Below are 22,927 nucleotides of genomic sequence, written 5' to 3' on the forward strand. Positions count from 1 at the left end.
TGGCCACAAGCTCCTAAGCTGGAGCGTCGAAAATTGCCATGGGAAAACATCCGACATGCAACACTTGACCGAACTACCGTCAAAGCCTATTTCACGAAGCTGTGTAGCTAAATCTGTTGCAACAGAATGAAGAACAACGTGTAAGCCATAAGACATGATTTAATACCCCGAAACACATAGACATCGGCGTTAGCGAACACAATGGTGTAGGGAAAAAGCGCGTACAGTTGATCCTGCATAGTTGTACTGGGCCCCGGAGAGTAGAACGCAATTATACGGTAATATCTAGAATCCCTAGCGCGGCGTCTTAAGTAATAGAAACCGGAACCGACCAGTTCGAGGGAAAGCACCGACTTCCCCAGTGCCACGGAGATTTCGGCGTGTGCGCTACAGTAGGCACGAAATCCTCATCACGCCAACACTATTGCCCCCATCAACAATACTTCTCTCTGTCTCTCATTGACGCGACGAGTGGTCACTAGCTGATTGCATATACTCGACTCCGAAATAGGTCGGCGAGGTCATCGCATATCGACGCGATCGGGGTGTGTTGCCTTACTGCTTGTCGGCTTGCCACGCCAAAGTTCTCGACCGAGAACAGGCGGTCTTGACATAGTAATCCGTCATGAATAAAAAATAATTTTTTCTTGATTGACAAGCAAAACGACAACCATTTTTTAATAGCGAATTCGTAGCGAATGATTTGCATCTGCGACGATCTATTGCACAAAAGGATAAGTGCAAGGGAGCGATGTTGAATCTCCTAGATAACACCAACGAGCATATCTTCGTCGAGCTGGCCAAGCATGCGCGAGCCACCTGTACCGAGATCAGACAGCAGGTGAATTTGTCCGCACCGGCAGTCAAACGATGTGTCGATCGGATACTTGAAAAGGACGTGACCAAGGACTTCACCACTAGCGTCAACCGCAATACTTTAGACTGTAACACCCAGGCCGATGATATATGGTTTTTGCCACAGCAGGATTGCTCACGATCAGTTGCAGACAGCGTGGGTGAATATCCCCCTATGGTTAACAGTATCGCTGACGGTTACCGGAACGTCTGACGCCTTCCTTCCACTTGTTCGCCCGTAACATGCAGCACTTGGTGACAGCGTTCGAACGCATCTTTTCAAACGCTGATATCGAGCACAGTGAAAGCATCGTCGTTCTATCGAACCTCATCGACCGCATACGAACCTAGTGTACCAAGTGGCTGGTTGTCCCACCCATCAGACGCGTCAACCCAAATGTCGATGTGATTCGCCATATGCGATATACGTAGTATTCTTTCGTATACCGAATTGGTCCTAATGTGCTTAAGCTGCATCCGCAGGTGCTGGAACAGATCGCGCGGTGCATGTCGGCCACCCGCTTACTTTATGCGAAAAACTATCTTCTGGATTTACGGACTCAAACGCTTAGACGTAATCTAAGGATACGATCTTGATAAGGACTGCGGCCAGCGTCCTACTCGCGGCGTCATCAATATAATCGATATTGGCTTGGGGAGATTGACGAGTGTTAGTTGCTCATCCGGTAAGTAGACCGCCATGATTTCGTGACCGGGCAAAGTGCCGTTGTGCCCGATCCATACGGCAAAGTTACAGATTCCCAACCAATATCAGATCTTTACTGGAACGCTGGCTCATCCACAGTCTCCAGTCGTTACCGTTGCATCTCCGGATTGAACAGCTCGCCGATGGTGGACCGTGACCGTCCAGAAGTGCCAGTATTCGAGCGTGGAAATCATCGTCCCGGCGGTCCAGACTGAGGACGGACCCAGTCGGTTTCCGTGGCCTCCCGCACCGGTTTGCAGTTAAAATGGGCGTAGCCTCGAGTGTGCGGCTCAGGAACTACCCGTTCGTTATAGGAAAACTGATATGAATCACTATAAGCGGTGTGATGATGCGTTCCAGCAGATAGTCGCTGCGCGACTATCTGCTGACCTTTTCCACCACCAGACCCAGCAGAATAGTCATCGGTGTTAAAGTAGTGCAATGCCTCTCCAGCTAACACTACGGTAGCCGAGATAATGCGTATACGAGCAGCTTCCGAGGACTGAAGTGGCGATGTAGATCAACAAAATATGCTTGCCTAAAAGCCTGATCGTTGGCGTATTTACTAAAGTTCGCTCTGCCTCTTTGCCAACTATAGCAAGGTAACTCGGTCCTCCAACAGGGATACCGTCGAGATACTTGACGATCGGATCATCGATGTGGGCCCTGGCCCTGATCGGCAAACTGCGGCAACGCCTCACGGTCAGGGATGTGCCTGGCGGCATGGGTATTCCGCGTACCGAGGTCGACTTTTCATCTTGGTGAATAACGATTCTGTCGCGTTTTGCCCTAGACCGGCTGCCGGCGGACCACATCACCATCTAACTGATGTCCGAGGACCTCGGCGTCGGGTCGACGACCAAGATGTGACCGGTGCCATTACGTAATCCGCGGTTCGTTGTGGACGTGAATCTTCGTCGGCTGGCTCGTCTACTTCAAGTACTCAGCCTCGACTTGTGATGATCAATTGACGCCGATGACAAGACCCGGGCTGACATCAGCCTCGAACAGCAAAGGATCCTGCTTACCCACGAACGTGCCCTGCTGAAGTGCAGGACAGTCAAGCGTAGGTTATTCTGCCAACTTCCAGCATACCCACGAACAGATGGTCAAGGTGATCACCGTTGTTGTTGTGTGGTGGCCGGGGGTGTTGGTGTTTGTGGCAGGAATTGTTGGTCGGTTTCATAGGTGGCAGGTGAAGTAGTGTTCTGGTGTGCCATCGCTGGCCGATACGGTCGGGAGTTTGGTGGGCTAGCCTAGATCTTGTTGGCGCTGGGTGTTGGGGGCGCTTTCGGGTGCATGCTATGGCTGTGGGGTGTCTGTTTGTTCACCGGCCCTCGGCCAGCCGGTGTGCCCCCGGCTGTGTTGGTGCCGTGTTGGTTTCACAGTTCGTCGATGACCTCGCAGCCGGTGATGACGCGTACGGCGGTGCTCTAGCCTAGGGCAGTACTTGACTTTTTGTGGAGATCGACCGCGGAAGGAAGATAAAAGCCATCCACGGCGTGATCTGGTGACTTATGCGCGTGGCGGGCTAACACATCACCAGAAAAGCGCAACTGATCCCCGGCCACCCGCCACACCATACGCACCCCCAGCATCGCCAGCTTCGATGTCGCGGCCGGCGACCAACACCAACTACTCGGCGGCCCTTGCAAGCAGCCCACCTACGCCGCGACCAACCCTAAACCACCAACACAACCCACACCACCGATCCCCACCACACCCCTCAACCACACAAAAATCAACAACACCCTAGGCTTCAATTACCCCAGCGATGCACCGTTCAATACTGGCTCGCACGGAAGCCGGCATCGACGGTGATCAGACAAATGAACAGGTAGTCGGTGAGAACTGCTGACTAGCCGCTTGAGGTCCACCTTCCTTGCGCCCACGGCTTCGAGGACAAGCGCCAAGGCTGCGTGCAGTGCTACTCGGATAGAACCGGCTGCCTAGTGTCTGAGCTCACGACGCCGGTGTCGCTAACACCCAGCGCGAGGGCACCAGCCGGGCCAGTTGGTCCAGGAAGATCCGATTGGTAAGTGGGGTTATATTTACCGGAATGAACCAGCTGCAACATGCAAGGTCACTACGAGCAGTGGCATGATCTGCTTGTGAGAGTTGGCCATGGCCAACAGTACCCAACCTAAGATTGCGCACGTCACAAAGGTCGCGACCTCAGCGACGAACAGCTCCAGAGTGGGATGGCCGAACACCGCACCACGCCAGGTTGGGTGCTTTTGCCCAAGATCACGTTGGCGTCGCGATTGTTGATTGGATAATGGCAAACTTAACTATAAATGGCATCTTGGCCGCTAGATAAGCTGATGTTTTATAGGGCCAACCGCTTGCTCGCTGCAGACGATAATGCTCTTGAGGACGAGGTCGCGGATCGTGAGTGCAGTGCCAAGGAACACTGCAGCGAGATCGAGCAGCGTTAAGATATGCGCGGCTTTGTTGGGTTCTGAGTTCATTGGGTCATCGGGGTTGAATCCGGTGCTGCTGGGCTAGTCCAGGATGAGCCGCGACGGTCCGGTAAGCAGTTCAAGTTCCCGCCCGCGGTGAGTTTGCGTTGGCCGCCGGAGAGCTTGTCGATTTGGATGTCGGTGTGCCGAGCTAGCTCGAATTCTTCGAGTATCTGGGTCCGATTGGCTTTGCTGGTGTTGGGGGGCAACCGAAGTTCGGTCGCGTAGCCGAGGGCCTGGTTGACCGTTAACTGGCGGTGCATGACGTCGTCATAGGGGCATGACGATCCTGCTGCGCATCGACGTACTTGGTGTGAATGTTGTCGCCATCGAAGGTCACCGAGTCGGAATTCGGACCGTTGTATCCCGCGATCAGCCTGGACAGTGTGGTCTTGCCGGTGCCGGACCCGCCAATGATGGCGGTCAACCTCCCGAGGCGGGCGGTGAGTGTGAGCTGGTCGAGCAGTGCTTTCCGTGGTGCGCCTGGGAAGCACACCCGTTCACCGCCAGGCTGCCGCCGCGTGCCGCGGATTCGTTGCGGAGAACCAGGGTGTCTTGGGTGAGTATCAGGTCGACGTTGCCGATGAAGACCATATCGCCTTCGTTCAGCACAACGGACCCCACACTGGCCGCTTTGATGACGGTCCCGTTGACGCTGTGCGCATCGCGGATATCAGTGCCCAACGTTGTCCGAGTCAAAACGCATTATCAGCGTGATGCTAAGACATCTTGGATGAGGATATCATTGTCGGTCGTACAGCCTATGGTTGCCGCGCTGACCGGCTTTTGCAGCACCCCGGACTTGGACGACAAAATGGCGTGGATCATTTTTGTTGTCAGATTCGATAGCTTCAGTGGTTTGGTGAATCCAAGCTACATATGGATCTGGGTGGGCGGCGTAGAGGAACCTACGCTGGGCTAGATACGGGTGCTGATGTAAGTTGGTTGGTAGTCGCGTTGAGCTAGCAAAATGCGGGCGGCCGCGCCGGATGTATTAGATTAGGTTGTTCTGGTGATCCTAGTGGCGGGAGTGCTCCGGGGTAGCGTCCCGACGCTGGTTGGCGAGGCCTAATTGGGTTGACATCCAGACTGCGACGTTCCAGGGCCTGGCTAAACTGTTCCGGATGACTGGAGCCGCTGCGGCTAATCTGCTTGATGCGCATCGACTTGGTTTGTGGTGGGATCACTGTCATCCCCACACAAGTCGCCCCATCTCGAACTTCAGCACTGGCTCGTCGGGATTTCCGATGTTGATACTTTGCTCGCCGTCGATGTTGACCATAGGGACGTGCCTCCCGTTGGTGAAAGTCCCATCCAGCGAGTCGTTATCGATCGCCAGGCATTTGCCCTGGTAGAGACGCATCAACAGATGAGCACGCGGAATTAGCGGGTACGCGATACGCGTGTCGGCTCGGAGGTCGCGTCCGACCACCACGTCATGGCCTGTTGTGAACGTTCACGCCAAACCATCGTGCCATACGGTTAGCGCCGGTGGAATCATCGGTCCAACTGTAGCTCGTAGCATGATCGCAGCATTTGTCGCGAACGATGTCGTAAGCCGCTGAAGATCTGCTTTGCGTAGCGCATATGCAGGTGCCGGGCTAAGACTCAGCATCAGCGGGGCAACCCGTCGAGTGTCCCGGTCACGACGCAACGGGTGTGCGTGTAGTCTGGCTAGCATGTACTGGTTGCAGTGCGTGCATGCCGAACGTACTTGCTTCTGATCACAGTGGGCCCGCGATCCAGTTGACTAAATTGGCCAAATTGGGTTTGGCAAGTAGCATCCCGGGCCACTGCGACGGACTCTATGCTCCTCGCCATCGTTAGATCCAACGCTTATCGGCTGGTGATGTCGTAGAGCAAAACTAGTGACTTGATCACAGCGCGTAGCTCATCAATGCGCCGCAGCGCCGTATCGACACACTGTCGCCCAACCGGTGATAGTTCGGTGTCAGCCAACGCCTCGCGACCTGTCGAACTCGCTATCTTGATGGTTGGCCATCGGCGACAGAAATGCACTCGCCAAAATAGTTTTAGCCCCGAGTGGAATTTCGACATTGTCGAAACTGGTGTTGACGGCCAGGCAGGTGGCAAGCCAGCACATCGTCGATTTCCTCGCGGGTCTTGTGAATGAAGGCCAGTGGGACATCACCCCGTGCGTCGGCCCATTTCTCGGCGATCCGCATCCAGATCGGATTGAAGAACCACACTGGCGCCAAGGCAGTGGCCTTGTTGGAGTGAGCATCGGCTACCGGACCCCGCATAACTGATCTGCGCGCTCACCGACGCGCCCTCCGCGTGGATCCCTTCGGTCAGCCAACATAACCCGGTTACTGTCTCCGGAAGCATCCAGATTTGATTGCCGTTGGTGTGGCCATCAGGGGAAGAGCGCAATATGCGACGGTGGTTATGCCCACCCCGCCGTTTGCTGGTGGTATTCGATCAAGTCATCGTTCACCAGTGCATCTGGCGTGCGCGTCTCGAATGTCGCGGCCTTGATGACACGGTTACACAGCGTGAACGGATCGAGTTGAGCTCGGCTGAACGCGTCCGGCGTGTCGGCCATATCTGGAGCCTAACCGCCTGCAACGGATCGTGAATATACCGACTCCGGTAGACTATGCCAGACTGTCCGACGTGGGCGCAGTCACGCTGGACGGCAAGGCCATCCGAGACGAGATCCTCATCGACCTCAAGCAACGTGTGGCCTCATTAATTGAATCCGGTCGCACGCCCGGACTGGGCACCGTCCTGGTCGGTGACGATCCCGGATCACAGGTCTATGTTCGTGGCAAGCACGCCGACTGCGTGAAGGTGGGCATCGCATCGATTCGCCGCGATTTGCCCGCCGACATCACGACAGCCGCGCTGCATGACACCATCGAGGAACTGAACGCCAACCCCGCTTGTACCGGCTATATCGTGCAGTTGCCGCTGCCTAAGTACCTGGACGAGAATACGGCGTTGGAGCGTATCGACCCGGCCAAGGACGCCGACGGACTGCACCCGACGAACCTCGGTCGGCTAGTGCTGTCCGCCCCGGCGCCGCTGCCGTGTACCGCGCGTGGCATTGTGCACCTACTACGGCGCTACGGCGTCGAGATCGCCGGCGCACACGTTGTAATCATCGGGCGCGGTGTTACGGTTGGTCGCCCGCTGGGGCTGCTGCTTACACGCCGCTTCGAGAACGCCACGGTGACTTTGTGCCACAAAGGAACTCGCAATCTGGCCGCGTTAACCAAGCAGGCCGACATCATTGTAGCCGCCGTAGGTGTGCCATATCTGCTGACCGCAGATATGGTGCGTCCCGGCGCTGTGGTGGTCGACGTCGGTGTCAGCCGGATCGAGACTAGGCTCGTCGGCGACGTGCATCCGGATGTCTGGGAGGTCGCCGGTCACGTCTCACCGAATCCTGGTGGTGTTGGCCCGCTTACCCGGGTGTTTCTGTTGACCAACGTTGTCGAATTGGCCGAAGGGCGGCAATAAACGTGCGTGCGACGTTGCGATCGCAATGGCCGATTCTCCTGGTTGCGATGATCTTCGCTGCAGCTTTCGTGCTGGTGGGGGCAAACTTCTGGCGTCGTGGTGCGCTACTGATCGGTATCGGTGTTGGCGTAGCAGCGGTGCTGCGACTGGTGTTATCCGACGACCGAGCTGGCCTGTTGATGGTGCGCGGCAAGAGTATCGACTTGGTGACAACGGCGTTAGTCGGTACCGCGATGGTCTACATCGCGTCGACCATCGACCCGCTGGGCACCGGCTAGATTCCCGGTACACCCGGGCCTGACGGCAGACTGGGGATGTTGCCGCTGGCTACGTTGGCCATCAACGTGGGACAGTATATTGAAATCGCGATCCTGGCGAAGGTTTCCGCCATCTGCGGGGACATGCTGCTGTTTCCCCGAATGCGCTGTACGGCAGCGGCGAAGTTGCCACCCGATTTGGCGAGTATCGGGCAGACGTACTGGCCCAGTGTCATCGCGCTTCTTGGTTCGCCGAAGTTGACGCCGGCGTGATTCAGTGCGTTGATGAAGTTATCGTCAATTGTGTCCGCCTCGGATGATACTTCAAACGCTGCTGCGGTGAAAAGGGCGGTGGTCGCCACCAGCAGTCCAATGGTCAATGGCTGAAGGCGAAATAGCCAAATCCAGTGGTCACTTCTCGCCGGCGTGTTCATGACAGGCTCCCCAGTTTTGGAGTGTCTTTAGGGCACTCAACATCAACCTTAGGAACATTGATCTATAGCAGTCACATTTGCAGCACATGGAGATAAATTTTTGCGCAATTATACGTTTCATGTCCCGCCGTGAGCTAGGGATATCGGATTAGTAGATCACGAGCGGTGCAGTGTGTTTAGGGCGGATCTAAGCCACACGGTGATCTGGACACGTGCCATGGCAAAGGATTTTCATATGTGCGCTTGCTAAGAGTCTGGCCCATGACGAAGAATCGGGTTCGTGCATTGAATCTGGGATGTCACGTAGGCGTTTCTTCGTGGCGCCGTCGACGCATTGACGACTGGAGCTGTGTTCGGCACTGCGCTAATTATGGCGGACCCGATTGTCGGTTAGTGCCCTTTACCTCGTCATCGGCGTCATTATTCTGCTGCCAGCCAGTGGCATTGCGTTTGCCGCGGGAAAGCAAGTAACGGCTCTAATCAAGCTGCCGTCGTCAGGGTCTCATCGCAGACGGATGTCCAAAAGATGTTTGCGTTAGCGACGGCAAACAAGCCCAAGATCGCCCCGAGCGGCGTTGAGCATTTGTATATCGGGGCATCGACCATCTCTGGCACCAGGGTGCTGGACCTGCACGGGCTGTCCGGCGCGGCGAATTGTGATAGCGGCAGCGGCTAATGTCACGGTAGCGTCGACAACTATATTTGTATGCGGGTTCCATCGGGCGTTGACCGGCGCCGGCCGGGTGATCCCCCATGGGCACCTCTCCAGGCCATCGGTGTCGAGGGTTTAGGGCTTGGAGCGGATTCCCGGTACGCTGGTCTTACCTGTGACGTGCTGCAGTCGGCCACGGTGGGTGTTGCCTAGTGGCGACGTGGTCACCGTGTCTGGTCACGACAATCCTGATCTGTTCTGAGCACTTCGCGTTGGTGGCGACGACAACTTTAGGGTGACGACGTCGATGACTTTCGCGATCTCCGAAACCTCTGACAGTGACGTCGTTCGGCTTGATTTTCCACCATCGTCGACGGTGCAGATGCTTGTCGGTTGGCAGACTTGGCTGACCGAAACACTCCGGTATGGTCGATTGCTCGGTCAGTTCTTCGCAGACGAATTACTATGTTCTGGAGCTGACCCGGTTGTGGATGATGCGATTAAAATCTTAGTTATGCTGTAGACCAGCGCAATTCAGAGCAAGGCGCTTAGCCCTAAGGACCTTGTGGTGTATTTAGCCAGCGGTAGCTCGAGACCCTCTTCTCCGCGGCTTTGTTGCTGGTTCGGATGTATCACTTAGCTGAGCAGCAGTGCAGCCCGTTCCATAGCCACCGCGATTGGGCGGTGGCCTGTGGCGGCCGGGTCGGTGTCGGTGTTCGTCGACTCGCTCGGCGGTGCCATGGCCGAAGTGGCATCGGCAGATTTCGCTTTCCCCTAGCGTCGGTGGTTCGCGGTACTGCAGTGATACGACCAGCCCAACCTTGGCAAGGTATCCGTGGCTACGTAATTACTCAATGCATACCCACCTCGCAGTGCAACATTTTTCGGTTAGGCTTCACGCTACTTTTGCTCGAATATGTTGCAGTTGAATGCAATTCGTAAGAAATACGACCACAAACAGATCATGTTCTCCAGCTCGATTTCTGAGGGGTCAATACGAAACAACTTGTTTTATGACGCAATCACTTATAGTAAACTTGTCGACAATGTTCTTCCGCTTTAGGAGAAACAGCTTGCTTCACTTTGGTGTCGGTGCGGGGTTTTTAGTTACTAAGCGAAGTCAAGTGACTTTGGTGGATCTTGTACTGGGGTGACGGAGTGGTGAATTGGGTAGCTTGGCGGCTTCTGTTGTTATTTCCCTCCTACCTTTCTGGCGCCGCGAGTGGCGTTTGGAGGCGGCGTTGATTCGGGTCTTTTTGTCGATGGTGTGGTGGGTGCAGACGATACGAAGACCGTTTTACCTTAGGTGCTGGACCGGCCTGCGGTGTCGCGGAGGATGTTGTGTTGCCCGGTGCGCCAGCGTGTTGCTATACTGGTGAGTAGGTTGGTGGCTACTTGGCAGGTCGTCGAGTTGTAGGGGTGCTTGGTCGTCATGAGTCGTTTATGTCTCGCTAGTTGCGGATTTGGTCGGCGGCGATGAAGAGGGTTTTCTGTAGCAGGGGGTCACCGACATTGGTAAGCTCGTTTTGATGTTTGGCTTGCCCGGATTGGCTTAGCTTGGGGATACGGCGATAGCGGCCAGGGAGTGAAAACCGGCGTGGGCCGGCTATGACGGCGCAGGTGGTAGGTCTGACACCGGAGGGTCGTGCGATGGTTCCTGGCCGGGTTGGCCTCAATAGAAGTTAGCGCAGCGTTCATCGAAATCCTTGTTCTGCTCAGTGAGCATCTGGGCTTGCTTGGTCTCGGTGGTGATGCTTGGCGGCCAGTTTGGCTAAGTCGATCCGGACTCCAGTGCCAGATCCCCACAGCTGCAGTAGTTCTTGAACGGGGGTCAACACTATGGTGGCGTGAGTGTTCGTGCTAAGCGTCCCGAGGAGTAGCGTATCCAAAAACGGGTCAGGCCGGACATACCCGAAACGGATCAGGCTGTGGGGGGTCGGCGTAGCGGGTCAGCAGCGCCAGTGTGACCTTGCCGTAGTTGGATCTCAGTGCGGTCATACCAAGCCGGCCCAAGCAGCTCGAACTGGCCGTCGAGGCGTTGGAGGACGGCGGTACGGCGCTTGACGTTCGAGGTGCGGGTCTTGACCACCCGTCGCAGTAGTTCGGCAGGGTCCGTCACCGGTGTTTTCGGTCAGTCTCGCTGACGGTAGCAGCGGTAGTTGGGTCTCCAGCTTGGAGTCCCGGTGCTCTTTCGATGTATTTGGAGTAGTAGGAGCGCAAGTATGCCGCCGACTGGGTGGTTGGCGGCATTGAGATACGGGCAGGCCGCGGTGGCGAAACCATGATGCGATCCAGGTCCATGGGTTGCGGGGCGGTGCCATTACCACCCGCAAGGCGTCTTGCTCACCGCAGCCTGATCTGCGTTCAGAACTTCTCAAATTTGACGGGCTGGGTGGAAGGAAACTTGCGTCCGGTTCATGCAAACGTTCTATCAGGGCGAACAAGCGATGTTTGGTGAGCAACCTAGCAGGCCATGTCGATACCCAATATCAGCTCTAAGCACATTCTCGTCAGGGTCCAGGAAGTTCGAGTCTCGACAGGAGTAGCCTAGATAGAGACACCAGCCTGCTCAGACCGTGTCCGAGGACGACCACTCAAAACTCGGAATCACCTTTGTGTTCCAGTAGATAGGCTGGGTCGTCTGTCGGCACTCACCTAAACCTAAATGTCAGTGGACTGGGCTAGTGTGAATATATGGCGTTGTGTGAGGGGTCGTTGATTGTGCAGTGGATCACGGTGGCTGTCTCAACGCATTGGATGCTGCGGTTGATGGCCTGGCCGCGCTGGCATTCGATGTGTTGACCAGCCCGGAATTGTTGGAGCGTTGTGAGTGGGTGTGCCGATGTTTTCCCAGAGTGCAGCATACACCTAATCAATTCCTTTACTCGCAAAGCTAACCCAGAAGAATTTGGTGGCAAACTCTCCTACACGCTTGCCGAGTGGACCTTGGTCAGCCGCACTGAAGCATCCCTATGTATCCGCGAAACTGCTGGCCTCGGTGAACGGTGCGCGATCACCGGCTGACCATTACCACCACAGTTGGCCGTCGCCGAAGCCCAACGCGCCGGACAACTCAGCACTGGCCATGTCGTGGTAAACGTCGGTTTTTGTCACCAGCTACCTGGCTGGGTCGATGCGGAGATCCGCGAGCGCGCCGAAGTCGATTTGGCTAAGAAGGGAACTCAGTTTCCGCCCGAGCAGCTGGCCGGGTTTGCTGACACGCTCGCCGACTGCCTCAATCCCAATGGCACGTAAAGTAGCATGTACAGCGACGACGTTTGAGCCCGCCGGCGTGTGCTGACCTTGGGCAAGCAAGAAGCTGACGGCATGCCTGCGCTGCGTGATCAGGCCCTGATCTGCGCGTCATTTTAAAAGCGGTGTTGGCCAACTGGCTTCCTCCCCAGCATGGGTCATATCACCGATGGCGCCGCGTGTGTAGACGGCATGCACAGCCAAGACGTGATCGAGCGGTATACCCGTAGTCTTGCGCAGCGCAATCATGACGGGTTCAATGTCTGCTGGCATCCGGGAAGCTGTCCCAGCAAAACGGGGTATTGGCGTCCATCATCGTCACCACGACACTGAGCGAACTGGAAGCCGCCGCCCGCAAGGGCCTCAGTGGTCGGGGTACCATTTTGCTGATGTTCGACGTGATCCAGCTGGCCCGCCACGTCCGGCACTATCTGGAGATCTTCGATAAGCGCAAAGCGCTGCCGCTGTATTACACCAAGCTGACGTCCTCGCCTGTATAGCGAATAGTATTGTAAGCCAATTACTTTAGCTGCTCGTCCTCCGGGATGCACCTTGTGTGGCTACTACTGCGAGGTGCATCATGCAACCGGCCATGTCAGATTCCGCACCATCGAAGTCAATAACTTAACCTTTGGCTGCGGACCCCACATCGCCTACTCAAACCCGGTGGCTGGATCATCCGAAAACGCACCGGCGATGACACGGAGTGGATACCACCGTCTCACGTTGACCGAGGCCAAACTCAGAACTAACTACTTTCTGGCATTCCTGAAATTCCTATGCACCGGGGACAGTGACGAAGACGGCGAGACGAGTTAGCCTGCGCTAGGTGGCCCATGTCGCTCGAATACACATGGTTACCTAGAGAAGTGCCAGGCCAGCCGAGTGCATCAGCGCTAGGATAGGTGTCCAGAAACTCACGTACCTGGTCGAGATGCAATTAGCTACGGACGCCACTAGATCGATCAATGCTTGCGGAGTAAGCTGACTCGTGCATTTGACTTGATGACGCTCCATATCTGTGAGCGGTGCCGGCAGAGTCACTTTGTTGCGGACCGGGTTGCCGTCACGTCCGATGGTCTTAACTAACTTGCTTACCCAGCTGAGTCGTTCGTCGCGGGTATGCCACACCACGCCCAGTGGTCTGCTTGGCTGGAGCGTCTGGACCCACCTCGGGAATGGCTCGCGTGAGATCGCCCTAGTGCTACACCTGGGTTACCAGAACGATGTCAGCACTGTTGCCCTCCAAAGGAATCTCTTCCGCGGTTCCTAGCTGTGCACGAGTGTCTGGTAAAGAAGTACGCAGCACTTCCAGCATCTCGGGAATCAGGTCGACGGCAACGACGTCCAAGCTGCGTTAGATCAGACGAGTGGTCAGTTTGCCGGTGTCCGCACCCAGGTCGGCTACCTTGCGCGCTCCGGTCCGTAACAGCCAGTCGATCGCCTTGGGTGGGTCAGACGGACGTCTTCGCTTTTATCATAGGTGGCAGCCGCGGAGCCGAACGACAGGGAGCGGTCGCGCCTGGGTTGGGTAAGTGTGATTTGTTGTATCCTGCTACGCCGTTGCTGGAAATCACCACTAGCGCGGGTCATTGCGAACGCGCGTCTTCTGTGGAACCCACGTCGGCTAATTCGAGAGTTTGACGGATCAATTTGCTCACGGCCTCGGATTCCACCAGGAAGCCGTCATGCCCGTAGATAGAGTCTACAACCTGCAGCCCGGTGCAGCCCGGCAGCAGCTCGGCCAGCTCCTGCTGCAAGCGCAGCGGGTAGAGCCGATCTGAGGTAATGCCACCCACTACCACCGGTACTGGGCACCCACGCAGCGCTGTACCGATCCCGCCGCGGCCACGGCCAACGTCGTGGCTGTTCAGCGTCTCGGTCAAGACCACGTAGCTGCCTGCGTCAAAGCGGGCCAATAGCTTGTCACCCTGGTGCTCTAGGTAACTCTGCACCGCGTAACGGCCACCCGTCGCTGGGTCCTCATTGTCCTGGTTTTTGTTGGCAAACCGGGTGTCGAGCTCGACCTCGCTGCGATAGGTCAGGTGGGCGAAGCGGCGGGCGATCGTCAAGCCGTTCTCTGGTGCCCTCCCCGTCTCGTAGTAGTCGCCTCCCTGCCAGTTCGGGTCGGTCTTGATGGCTGCGATTTGGGTGGTTTGGGTGCCGATCTGGTCGGCGGTGGCGCGTACACCGACCGCCAGCAACAGCCCAGACCGGACTTGGTCTGGGTGGCCGACCATCCATTCTAGGGCCCGCGCGCCGCCCATAGATCCTCCAACGACGGCGGCGACCTTGGTAATTCCCATGGCGGCTAGTGCGGCAATATCTGCCTCTACCTGGTCGCGTATAGATATCAGAGGAAATCTTGAGCCCCAGGGCTTTCCGTCGCGGGCAAGCGAACTAGGGCCAGTGGAGCCACGGCAACCACCCAGCGCGTTGGTGGCTATCGCGCACCAGCGGTTGGTGTCGATCGGTGCGCCCGGCCCAGCTATCCAGTCCCACCAGCCGGGTGTGGGATGCCCGGGGCCGGCGGGCCCGGTGATGTGCGAGTCACCGGTGAGTGCATGCAGTACCATCACCACGTTGTCTCGCGTGGGCGACAATTTCCCCCAGCGCTGAACAGCGATACAGACGTCGTCGATGACAGCACCGCTTTCGGTGGTAAGCGAGCCGATGTCGACCAAGCCGACCTGGCCTTCGGCCGGCAGCTTCTGGGTAGAGACCTTGGAGATTGTCATGTCAGGAGCCCTCAAAAGGCGGCCATAGCCTGCGGATCACTGCTCTGGTGGACCGTCGCGAAGCCGAGCTCTAGGTCGATCAGGATGTCGTCGATGCTTTCGAGGCCTACGGCGAGCCTCACCAAGCCCAGGCTGACGTCGGTGTACAGTTGTGCCTTCGGCGTCAGCTGGCCGGGGGTGCTTGAAGCCGGATGATTCACCAGCGAGTGCACGTCGCCGATGTAGACGACGTGACTGTGCAGTTTCAGCGCGTTCACGAACGTTTTGCCGGCCTCTGTGCAACTGGCCATCTCAAACGACAGAACAGCTCCATTTCCTTTGGGCGCCGGCTTCCTTGTCCGTTCATGCCATGGCGAACTGGGCAGTCCCGCATAGTTCATGAACACCACGCCTTGGTTGTTGTTTCGGCGGCCGGCCAAAAACTCGGCGCCCAGCTGCACATTGACGACGTACCATTTCACCTGCAGACTCAGCGTCTCGAGACCTTCGGCCAACAAGAACGCGTTGAAAGATGAAGCCACGGATCTGTAGTAACGCGACAACTGTATGCGAACCTTTGAGTGCATACGCCAGTGTTCTGAGCTCAGGATACACCACCTCCTTGGTAATTGGGATTGGGTGTGATGAATTCGGGGAAGTGGCCTTGTGTCCAGCCGAAGGTACCGTCGTCGACTATCATTCTGACGATCACGGCGCCAGGCCCACTTGGATATTTGGTCGCCGAGTGCACCAAGGTGTTTATGCCCTGGGTGAGATAGGGCGTCGCGACGGTGTTGTCGACAGTCAGCGGTAGCCCGTTGGCGTGGGCGATCTCGGCGACACCGGGAGTATCCAGCAGGTCGATCTGCGGGTTGGAGATGGTCTTGCTGAAGAACGATTTGGTGTTCGGTTGGACCACTGCCTGCCACGAATCCAGATCGTCGGGATCCTTTACGCAGCTGTCTTCGATGCCGATCTTGGCCAGCGAGTAGTGGAGCAAGTTATAGGTTCCGCTGGTAGAGCCGTGGGCTGGACACGATGGGATCACCGGTTCCGGCCAGGTTCAAGGCGGCGAACGTTTCCGTGGCCTGCCAGAAGCAAGGAACAGTGTGGCCATGCCGCCCTCGAGCGCGGCGATGCGTTGCTCGACTACATCGGTGGCCGGGTTGCCGATTCGGGCGTAGATGTTGCCCGGAACCTCCAGCCCGAAGAGTGCGGTGTTGGTGAACGTGTAGGAGGTAGGTCTGGTGGATTGGCAGCGTACGGGTGTTGGTGGCCGATTTGGAGCTCTGCCTAGCATGAATCTGTTTCGTTTCGAATGCCCAATTCGCGATTGACTCGGCCCGGGGGCTTTTTCAGAGCTCACTTGGGCTGCCTTCTGCTCGGAAGTGGGCGAATCGGGTACTTGGGGCACTCAGGGCTAAGACGTCATCGCTAATGACGTCAACCAATGTTGTTGGCTAGCAGCGATACACATAGCTGAATGGGGGCGCACATCACGTTTCACTGTGCTAATGAGTCCGTCACGGCGGACCCGCGCTTGCCGCGTAGCCGATTCTTGCTACCCACCCGGGGCACCCTCACTGCGGTGGGATGGTTGCCGGCCAGCAAGCCGGGGCTTGATGCTGGTGCTCATGACCCACTTACAGCCTATCGCATGGGGCACCGATCCGACGTCAACTCTGACGACTCTAGCTGGCCGTTTAGCGGCCCTACTAGCCCATCAAGGCTGTATGGTGGGCTTGCCTTGACAGGCAATCGCTGACAAGGGCTGAGGATTTAGACTCGCATGTCCATGAACCCATGAGCAAAGTCAAAGGCCCGGTAGTCGGGTTCGATGGTGGTGGGTTGATCCGCGTCATCTGGGAAGTTCATCAAAGACATGTTGATCCTGTTGCATCTGGACATCAACCTGGACTATTACGACCTGGGCATCGGGCACCGCGATTGCATTGACGACTGGATAACGATCGATACTGTCCATGCCATTAAGAAGCACGGTATGGATTTTGAGTATGTCATGACCACTTCTGGCGAGAACCGCGTCCAGGAATTCAATCTGAAGAAGATTTGGATTTCGCCCAACAAAACTATCCGAAATATATTGTTCAGAAATAGCTTTCGTGAGCCGATTGTAATATCTAATTTACCGCTAATGGTTTTGAGTTAGGCCAAGCCGATTGTCTATAGTAAGTCAAGTTTTTTGGTGATCAGTATCGGACGACCAACTTCAAAGTTGACCGGTCCGGCACCTTAACTCAATCACTTTCATTTCGATCCGACGGCAGCGAGCCGCTCGTGTGCGAGACGGTGTCGATTCCCTCCGATGGTTGGTGTCGTGAGGGGCGGTATAATGTTTAACGATTCTACCCGAGATTTCGTTTGCCTTGTTTTCTTAGTGCCTTGAACGCCAAGTGGTCTAGTATACCTGACGACATGTTAGCAGCCTGCCTCGAGTGGGAAGGAGGCTATGTGTGGGTCTGCAAGAATTACGATGGCGACATGTAATACAGACATCGTTGCGCAGGGCTACGGTTCGCTAGGACTGATGACGGTAAGGCGGTGTCCCCAAAGTCGAGGTCGCACACGGCACCGTCACCCGCCATTTCCGACAGCATTAAGCCGGCGAACCGACCTCAAAAAATCCGATCATCTCGATCTTCGCTTGGACGTGTGGATTGCAGCATCGCGGCAAGCTGGACGGCAATTTGGAAGTGGTCAATTTCCTCCAGGAGCTGAAAGAGTGTTGTCATCGGCACGATCGAGAGCGGGGAAGGTGACTAAGGACCTGGCCCGCCTCAATCGGCCCCGAGTGGTACTGGCAAAACAGTGAAGAATTTCTCGATTCGATCGCCGACAACTTGAAGAAGGCGCTCGGCTAACTCGCCGGGCTAGCGGCCTCGGCCGGCTCGCTGCATTGGTCGATGAAGTTGGCGATGATCTTGGTGATTACCTCGGGCGCATCGAACATCGGAACGTGCCACATGTCATCGAGCTTGGTGACCGGAGTTCCTTCGGGCAGGTGATTGGTGAAATGACGGCTGTACCTGGGCGGCGGGAGTACTCGGTCCTTCCCACAGAGCACCAACAGAACGGGCACAGTGATATCCGCCAACTCTTGTAGCCCAGGTTGCAGCAGCGTCTTGATCATCAGCAGGAAGTAGGCTGGGCAGTGCCCGGCATCTTCTACGATGTTGCGTAGTTGATGTTCGCTCAGCCCTGCCGGCGATCCGGTTAGCGGCAGGCTGGCTAACCAGCGGCTGAACGGTAGGGATAACGCCCGCGAACCGAACCCGCGGGCCACCGCCACCAATGGCATCCCAGCGGCGAACTTGGCGATCACTTCGAACTTGACCAGGCTCCAGCGTGTCCAACCGCCCGCCGGGGCGATACCGGTGAGGCTACGTGCCCGCCCTCGCCGCTCAAGCTCGAAGACGACCCACCCGCCGAGCGAGTTGCCGACGAGGTGGGCGGTCTCCCAGCCCAGCTCGTCGAGTTGCTGCTCTACATGGTCGGCCAGCGTCGAAACGCTCATCATCCAGCTGCTCGCGGGCGGTCCACCATGGTGGGCGGCCATCGTCGGAGCGAATACCTCGTATCGGTCGGTGTTGGCCAACTGCGGGGCCACAATTTCCCACACTGTCTGGGACATCATGAACGGGTGTAGTAGCAGGACCGGCTCTCCAGAACCAAGGTGAATCGGCTGGCGCATGCTGTCGACTCTAAAGATGTTACCACGGGTACCGCAAGCTTGTACTGGCCAGTATCGTAGATGTTGGCAGTCCGGCACGGATGAAAAAGCTCACGTGAAAAGATCGAGGCATCATGAGCACCGCTACCGGATTCAGCCGGATTTTCTCCGGCGTGCAGCCCACTTCTGATTCGCTTCACCTCGGTAACGCGCTGGGCGCCATCACCCAGTGGGTTGCGCTGCAGTACGATCATCCAGACGAATATGAAGCGTTCTTCTGTGTGGTTGACCTGCACTCCCTAACCACCGCGCAGGATCCCGAGACACTGTGGCGCCGGACCCTGGTCACCGCCGCGCAATACCTGGCCCTGGGTATCGATCCGGGGCGCAGCGTCGTTTTCGTGCAAAGCCATGTACCTGCTCACACGCAGTTGGCGTGGGTGCTGGGTTGCTTTACCGGCTTCGGACAGGTGTCGCGGATGACACAGTTCAAAGACAAGTCACTGCGTCGAGGCGCCGACTCCACCAACGTCGGCCTGTTCACCTACCCTGTGTTGCAGGCTGCCGACGTGTTGGCTTACGATGCCGATTTGGTGCCCGTGGGGGAGGATCAGCGGCAACATTTAGAGCTGGTGCGCGACGTGGCACAGCGGTTCAATGGCCGCTTCCCGGAAACCTTCATGGTTCCCGACGTGCTCATTACCAAGATGACTGCCAAGATTTACGATTTGGCCGACCCGACGTCGAAAATGAGTAAATCGGCGTCCAGCGATGCTGGGGTGATCAACCTGCTAGACGATCCTTCGTTGTCCGCCAAGAAGATTCGAGAAGCGGTGACCGACAGTGAACGAGAGATCCGGTACGATCCGGACGTCAAGCCGGGTGTGTCGAACTTGCTGAGCATCCAGTCCGCAGTCACCGGGGTTGATGTCGATACCCTTGTGCAGCGCTACGTCGGCCACGGTTATGGCGACCTTAAGAAAGACACCGCCGAGGCCGTGGTTGAGTTCGTAAGCCCGATCAAAGCCCGGGTCGACGAATTGATGGCCGACATAACCGAATTGGAGGCTGTGCTTGCGGTCGGAGCGCAGCGTGCTCAAAATGTGGCTGGCAAGACGGTGCAGCGGGTTTACGATCGGCTGGGCTTTCTTCCGCAACGGGGTTAAGGCGTAACGCCATGACGGAACCGGCCCACACGGGGATCGTCGACCGGCTGCTGGGCCGGTTCAGATGGCTCGACCATGTTGTGCGCGCATACCAGCGCTTCGACGAGCGTAACGGCAGCTTCTTTGCGGCCGGTCTCACCTACTACACGATCTTCGCGCTGTTTCCTTTGTCGATGGTCAGTTGCTCGGTGGTGGGATTCGTGCTGTCTCGTCGTCCAGGGTTGCTGACCACGATCGACGACCACATTCGTTCTGCGGCATCTAGTCAGCTGGGACAGGAGCTGGTTGACTTGATGAATCAGGCGATCGATGCACGCGCGTCCGTCGGCGTCGTCGGCCTAGCTACCGCAGCGTGGGCTGGTCTGGGCTGGATGTCGCATCTGCGTGCTGCGTTGACCAAAATGTGGTGGGAGCAGCATATCGGTTCATCGGGCTTGCTACGCAACAAACTGTCTGATCTCTTGGCGATGGTGGGAACATTCGTGGTAATCTTGACCACCTTCGCGCTCACCGCGGTGGGCCATCAGGCTCCGATGGCCGCTATACTGAGATGGGTTGGAATACCCGACTTTTCTGCGTTCAGTGTGATCTTTAAGGGTGTGTCGATCTTGGTGTCGATGCTGGTGTCCTGGCTGTTGTTCACCTGGATGATTGCTTGGTTGCCGCGGGAGTCTGTCAGTTTGGTTGCCTCGATGCGTGGCGGGTTGATAGCTGCCGTCGGGTTCGAATTTTTCAAGCAAGTGGGATCGATCTACCTGCAGATAGTGATACACAGCCCGGTAGGCCGCGCGTTCGGTCCGGTGCTTGGTGTGATGGTTTTCTCTTATTTCACAGCGTATTTGGTCTTGTTTGCGGCTGCCTGGGCGGCGACAAGCGGCAACGGAGTTGAGCGTGAAGCCTGTCACGTTCAACTCCCGTGGTCATCTTTCCGTGAGTAGAGCCGAAAGCGGTTCTTAGCATACGCCAGACGCTGATCACGATGGTCGTGGAATCCGTTGGTGAGTTAGTATTTTCCCAGCTAGCCCGCCAGCGATCGGTCCACGGTTACTGTGATGGAAACCAGGTGTGTGCTGGGTCGGCTATCTGCCCAGTTGCCATGCGCCATGAAGACCGTCACCTGCAAATCGCATTCTAGTAAAACAAGATTGGCGTCCAGAACTGCCCGCAGGCGGCTCACGCTGCCGAATCCGAGAGCCCGGGCTGGTGTCGCTGCGGTCATCTGGACCGCGGCAGTCAGCGCCGCATCAAAGTCCTAGCCCGACGCTGAGCCGATCTGGACAACTCTGCGGAAGAGCTGATCCATGGCAGCAGTGCTGTCGGCAATCGTCGGTGTTCTCTTAACCCGAACCACGTCGATCTAAACCGCGCCAAGCAGAAAATCCGCAGTCACATCTGGACGCGGTGATGGCATCGGTGACCTGGTTAGGGTCCGCCGTATGAATCACGGCGTGCATTGTGGCGAGGTACACATGTGCATCGTCGGCGATGAACTCGACGATGACGCGAGGGTCGGCCAGTAACGCCAGCGCGGGTCCGAGTGCACGCTGGTGCAGCGGCGGCATCGCATAGATGGGTGCCGACGGTCGCGCCCAGAGTGATGGCTTGCGTTGCCTGCTCATATATCGTATCCGTTATGTCCTACGGCGACAGTAATATCCGTCTAATGAAAATGCTGGTGCGCTGCATCGCTTCCGCGTAGTTCGGGTACCACTGTTATCGTCCGGATCGCGTCGGCGCCAATGGCGCGTATGGCATCGACTTCCAGCGCGATCCGTATCACATAACTGCGTGCGGTCGTGTGCTCCGCACTGTGCTAGGCTCAACCACGGTCCCTCCAAGTGGATTCCTGCTACAATGACACGGTGCGTTGTATCGGCGAGTTAGCTTACAGCACAGGATAATTTTGCGTACATGGCGGTGACCAAATTAGCCAGCTTCGTCGTGGTGTCGTGCCGCAGGTGAATACGGTGTTCTTAGTCACCTCTTGGCGGTTTCTGTCGGTGTACGATCCGCCGCAGCAGTGCATATGAATGTCGATAAAACCATTAACTACAATGGAATTAGAAAAATACTGTAGTCTGACCGAAAAGGTGTGCCGGTTTGACAGGCCAGGATCTGCCAGCCGGCTGTCTGTAGCTAGTTTGATCGGCAGATTTGTCCGTTGATGGCCACTGTTCCGGCACTGATCAGGGTCCGCGTCACCTTGTGCATCCCGGGCGGACTATCGAGATCCTCACTGCGGGCAATCGCCAAGTGAAGTGTTGGCTATTGCGGCGGAAAGATTTCCAGCAACGGTGACAGTTCATCGGGTAGCTTGCCGAGCAATGTGATCCGACCTGTCAAGTGCCCAGGCGTGGGGCCAGTGTCGATGATGAAAACGTCGGCCCCACGTTGTATCGAGCGGGACAACGTCGGCAGTATTGCCCGGCCGCTGGCGCCTTCGGGGACGATGGCTAACACCGATTACCTGGGTATCCACTGTGACAAGCGGGCCCGTGCAGCAAGTTGACACGCGAAAGCGCGTGAACGGAAAGATAGCACGTCTCCATCAGTTTGAGTGTTGTTTCGCAGGTGGTGGGATAGGAGTAGCCGCGTCCAGTGATGATCAACCGCTGAGCGAACCGGTAGCGCTGGGCAAGGGTGCTGAAATCGCACGCCAGTACGTGTTCACCCAGTTTTGGCAGCTGCATCGGGTGCGCACCGTCGAAACCGCTTAGCTGAATGAACAATAAATGCAATGCTAGCAGCTCGGCGGTATATGATGGTTTCTGCAGTCGAACGTGCCGTCCCGGCGGGCACGTCTACGTGGATTTCGGTGGCGACCGCTACGTCGGAGCTCGGGTTGTTGGTCACGGCCAGGGTCAACAACCCGAGCTAATGGGCCACTTCGACGGATCGCATCAGGTCCGGCGAGTCGCCCGACTGGCCCACTGCGACGTAGAGCACGTCGTGCAGTTTCGGGTGGGTTCTCTATACTGTCATCGTTGACGGCGACACCATGCCGGTAACCTGTGGATTATTTCGTTGGGGTATTTGGTGTATTGTACTGCGTTGTCACTGCTGCAACGAGCAATAAAAAGAGCGAATCGATTTGCGGCAGAGGAGATCCGGTCTATCTAAGCGGCGATTGGGTCGGCGCTGTCGGCTAATAACCGTCGCCACACCGCAGGTTGTTCGGCGATCTCTGCGGCCATCAGCTGAACCTGAGCGGTCATGATCGACTATCAGCGGCAGTGGGTGTTTCTTTAA

At 56.9% G+C, this 22,927-nt stretch carries 24 protein-coding genes, 5 pseudogenes and 1 riboswitch; of the genes and pseudogenes, 12 read left to right on the top strand and 17 right to left on the bottom strand.

Going from position 1 to position 22,927, the window contains the following annotated elements; all coding sequences use genetic code 11:
• Positions 1-754 precede the first annotated feature (754 nt).
• Together MLPF_RS05010 and MLPF_RS05015 are read left to right on the top strand one after the other, a co-directional pair.
• Positions 755-1,206 (top strand): annotated as a pseudogene (locus MLPF_RS05010) (winged helix-turn-helix transcriptional regulator).
• A gap of 1,621 nt (positions 1,207-2,827) precedes the next feature.
• The gene (locus MLPF_RS05015) at positions 2,828-2,998 is read left to right on the top strand and encodes a hypothetical protein (protein WP_237817104.1); all 171 of its coding nucleotides are present in this window, start codon (positions 2,828-2,830) and stop codon (positions 2,996-2,998) included.
• Here the strand turns inward: MLPF_RS05015 and MLPF_RS05020 are convergent.
• The 8 genes and pseudogenes from MLPF_RS05020 to MLPF_RS17140 form a co-directional block, all read right to left on the bottom strand.
• Entirely contained in the window at positions 2,995-3,225 is a 231-nt protein-coding gene (locus MLPF_RS05020; RefSeq protein ID WP_237817231.1) for a hypothetical protein, read from the bottom strand. The two genes, MLPF_RS05015 and MLPF_RS05020, sit on opposite strands and share 4 nt — an antisense overlap.
• Before the next feature lie 803 nt (positions 3,226-4,028).
• Entirely contained in the window at positions 4,029-4,286 is a 258-nt protein-coding gene (locus tag MLPF_RS05025; protein ID WP_052696431.1) for a hypothetical protein, read from the bottom strand.
• A complete protein-coding gene (locus MLPF_RS05030) occupies positions 4,271-4,450 on the bottom strand; it encodes an ATP-binding cassette domain-containing protein (protein ID WP_052696432.1) in 180 nt (59 codons plus the stop codon). Before MLPF_RS05030 ends, MLPF_RS05025 begins: the two co-directional genes overlap by 16 nt.
• On the bottom strand, positions 4,447-4,722 hold the full coding sequence (locus tag MLPF_RS05035) for a hypothetical protein (RefSeq protein WP_162196881.1): 276 nt from the start codon (positions 4,720-4,722) through the stop codon (positions 4,447-4,449). Before MLPF_RS05035 ends, MLPF_RS05030 begins: the two co-directional genes overlap by 4 nt.
• 490 nt (positions 4,723-5,212) lie before the next feature.
• Entirely contained in the window at positions 5,213-5,455 is a 243-nt protein-coding gene (locus MLPF_RS05040) for an FHA domain-containing protein (RefSeq protein ID WP_427901949.1), read from the bottom strand.
• 404 nt (positions 5,456-5,859) lie between these two features.
• A complete protein-coding gene (locus tag MLPF_RS15585; RefSeq protein ID WP_282435839.1) occupies positions 5,860-5,982 on the bottom strand; it encodes a hypothetical protein in 123 nt (40 codons plus the stop codon).
• Between the two features lie 155 nt (positions 5,983-6,137).
• Positions 6,138-6,209, bottom strand: a pseudogene (locus MLPF_RS17135) (hypothetical protein); the annotation flags it as partial.
• A gap of 221 nt (positions 6,210-6,430) precedes the next feature.
• Positions 6,431-6,589 (bottom strand): hypothetical protein, encoded by a 159-nt coding sequence (locus tag MLPF_RS17140; protein ID WP_236684872.1) that lies wholly within the window; start codon positions 6,587-6,589, stop codon positions 6,431-6,433.
• 71 nt (positions 6,590-6,660) lie between these two features.
• On the opposite strand from MLPF_RS17140, the gene MLPF_RS05050 reads away from it, so the two are divergent.
• Positions 6,661-7,509 (top strand): bifunctional methylenetetrahydrofolate dehydrogenase/methenyltetrahydrofolate cyclohydrolase, encoded by an 849-nt coding sequence (locus MLPF_RS05050; protein WP_045842641.1) that lies wholly within the window; start codon positions 6,661-6,663, stop codon positions 7,507-7,509.
• Positions 7,506-7,787 carry a DUF3017 domain-containing protein gene (locus MLPF_RS05055; protein WP_162196885.1) on the top strand — a complete coding sequence of 94 codons (282 nt, stop codon included), beginning with the start codon at positions 7,506-7,508 and terminating at the stop codon, positions 7,785-7,787. Before MLPF_RS05050 ends, MLPF_RS05055 begins: the two co-directional genes overlap by 4 nt.
• Here MLPF_RS05055 and MLPF_RS05060 read toward each other — a convergent pair.
• The gene (locus tag MLPF_RS05060; RefSeq protein WP_236684873.1) at positions 7,784-8,128 is read right to left on the bottom strand and encodes a DUF732 domain-containing protein; all 345 of its coding nucleotides are present in this window, start codon (positions 8,126-8,128) and stop codon (positions 7,784-7,786) included. The two genes, MLPF_RS05055 and MLPF_RS05060, sit on opposite strands and share 4 nt — an antisense overlap.
• Before the next feature lie 598 nt (positions 8,129-8,726).
• On the opposite strand from MLPF_RS05060, the gene MLPF_RS05065 reads away from it, so the two are divergent.
• Both MLPF_RS05065 and MLPF_RS05070 read left to right on the top strand, forming a co-directional pair.
• The gene (locus MLPF_RS05065; RefSeq protein ID WP_156146979.1) at positions 8,727-8,876 is read left to right on the top strand and encodes a hypothetical protein; all 150 of its coding nucleotides are present in this window, start codon (positions 8,727-8,729) and stop codon (positions 8,874-8,876) included.
• 30 nt (positions 8,877-8,906) lie between these two features.
• Positions 8,907-9,065, top strand: a complete 159-nt coding sequence (locus MLPF_RS05070; protein WP_193386717.1) for a hypothetical protein — start codon at positions 8,907-8,909, stop codon at positions 9,063-9,065.
• A gap of 1,708 nt (positions 9,066-10,773) precedes the next feature.
• Here MLPF_RS05070 and MLPF_RS05075 read toward each other — a convergent pair.
• Positions 10,774-10,971, bottom strand: coding sequence for a hypothetical protein (locus MLPF_RS05075; protein WP_162196880.1), 198 nt, complete (start codon positions 10,969-10,971; stop codon positions 10,774-10,776).
• A gap of 920 nt (positions 10,972-11,891) precedes the next feature.
• Between MLPF_RS05075 and MLPF_RS05080 the strand changes: the two genes are divergently transcribed.
• Complete coding sequence (locus MLPF_RS05080; RefSeq protein ID WP_236684874.1) at positions 11,892-12,107, top strand: DUF222 domain-containing protein; 216 nt, start codon at positions 11,892-11,894, stop codon at positions 12,105-12,107.
• 299 nt (positions 12,108-12,406) lie between these two features.
• The gene (locus MLPF_RS05085; RefSeq protein ID WP_236684876.1) at positions 12,407-12,604 is read left to right on the top strand and encodes a DUF222 domain-containing protein; all 198 of its coding nucleotides are present in this window, start codon (positions 12,407-12,409) and stop codon (positions 12,602-12,604) included.
• A gap of 361 nt (positions 12,605-12,965) precedes the next feature.
• On the opposite strand, the pseudogene MLPF_RS05090 reads toward MLPF_RS05085, so the two are convergent.
• The 4 genes and pseudogenes from MLPF_RS05090 to MLPF_RS15595 form a co-directional block, all read right to left on the bottom strand.
• Positions 12,966-13,697 (bottom strand): annotated as a pseudogene (locus MLPF_RS05090) (class I SAM-dependent methyltransferase).
• Entirely contained in the window at positions 13,694-14,842 is a 1,149-nt protein-coding gene (metX, locus tag MLPF_RS05095; protein ID WP_045842644.1) for a homoserine O-acetyltransferase MetX, read from the bottom strand. Before metX ends, MLPF_RS05090 begins: the two are co-directional and overlap by 4 nt.
• Before the next feature lie 11 nt (positions 14,843-14,853).
• Entirely contained in the window at positions 14,854-15,408 is a 555-nt protein-coding gene (locus tag MLPF_RS15590) for a PLP-dependent transferase (RefSeq protein ID WP_272946077.1), read from the bottom strand.
• A 17-nt stretch (positions 15,409-15,425) separates the two neighbouring features.
• Positions 15,426-16,121: pseudogene (locus MLPF_RS15595) on the bottom strand (PLP-dependent transferase).
• A gap of 231 nt (positions 16,122-16,352) precedes the next feature.
• A riboswitch (SAM riboswitch) is annotated at positions 16,353-16,461 on the bottom strand.
• A 163-nt stretch (positions 16,462-16,624) separates the two neighbouring features.
• Here MLPF_RS15595 and MLPF_RS05105 point away from each other — a divergent pair.
• Positions 16,625-17,703: pseudogene (locus MLPF_RS05105) on the top strand (isocitrate/isopropylmalate family dehydrogenase).
• Here the strand turns inward: MLPF_RS05105 and MLPF_RS05110 are convergent.
• Positions 17,700-18,494 carry an alpha/beta fold hydrolase gene (locus MLPF_RS05110; RefSeq protein ID WP_175266352.1) on the bottom strand — a complete coding sequence of 265 codons (795 nt, stop codon included), beginning with the start codon at positions 18,492-18,494 and terminating at the stop codon, positions 17,700-17,702. The pseudogene MLPF_RS05105 and the gene MLPF_RS05110 sit on opposite strands and share 4 nt — an antisense overlap.
• Before the next feature lie 152 nt (positions 18,495-18,646).
• On the opposite strand from MLPF_RS05110, the gene trpS reads away from it, so the two are divergent.
• Both trpS and yhjD read left to right on the top strand, forming a co-directional pair.
• Complete coding sequence (trpS, locus tag MLPF_RS05115) at positions 18,647-19,678, top strand: tryptophan--tRNA ligase (RefSeq protein WP_045842646.1); 1,032 nt, start codon at positions 18,647-18,649, stop codon at positions 19,676-19,678.
• A gap of 11 nt (positions 19,679-19,689) precedes the next feature.
• A complete protein-coding gene (gene yhjD, locus MLPF_RS05120) occupies positions 19,690-20,616 on the top strand; it encodes an inner membrane protein YhjD (protein ID WP_082082315.1) in 927 nt (308 codons plus the stop codon).
• Between the two features lie 399 nt (positions 20,617-21,015).
• Here yhjD and MLPF_RS17145 read toward each other — a convergent pair whose 3' ends face one another.
• Positions 21,016-21,297: a hypothetical protein gene (locus tag MLPF_RS17145; protein WP_045842647.1), complete on the bottom strand. Its 282-nt coding sequence runs from the start codon at positions 21,295-21,297 to the stop codon at positions 21,016-21,018.
• A 646-nt stretch (positions 21,298-21,943) separates the two neighbouring features.
• A complete protein-coding gene (locus MLPF_RS16150) occupies positions 21,944-22,138 on the bottom strand; it encodes a phosphoheptose isomerase family protein (protein ID WP_337588812.1) in 195 nt (64 codons plus the stop codon).
• 62 nt (positions 22,139-22,200) lie between these two features.
• Here MLPF_RS16150 and MLPF_RS16155 point away from each other — a divergent pair, with 62 nt between their 5' ends.
• The gene (locus MLPF_RS16155; protein ID WP_345790334.1) at positions 22,201-22,395 is read left to right on the top strand and encodes a hypothetical protein; all 195 of its coding nucleotides are present in this window, start codon (positions 22,201-22,203) and stop codon (positions 22,393-22,395) included.
• Positions 22,396-22,927 lie beyond the last annotated feature (532 nt).

This window comes from Mycobacterium lepromatosis (assembly GCF_000975265.2).
In the GTDB taxonomy this organism is placed as follows: domain Bacteria; phylum Actinomycetota; class Actinomycetes; order Mycobacteriales; family Mycobacteriaceae; genus Mycobacterium; species Mycobacterium lepromatosis.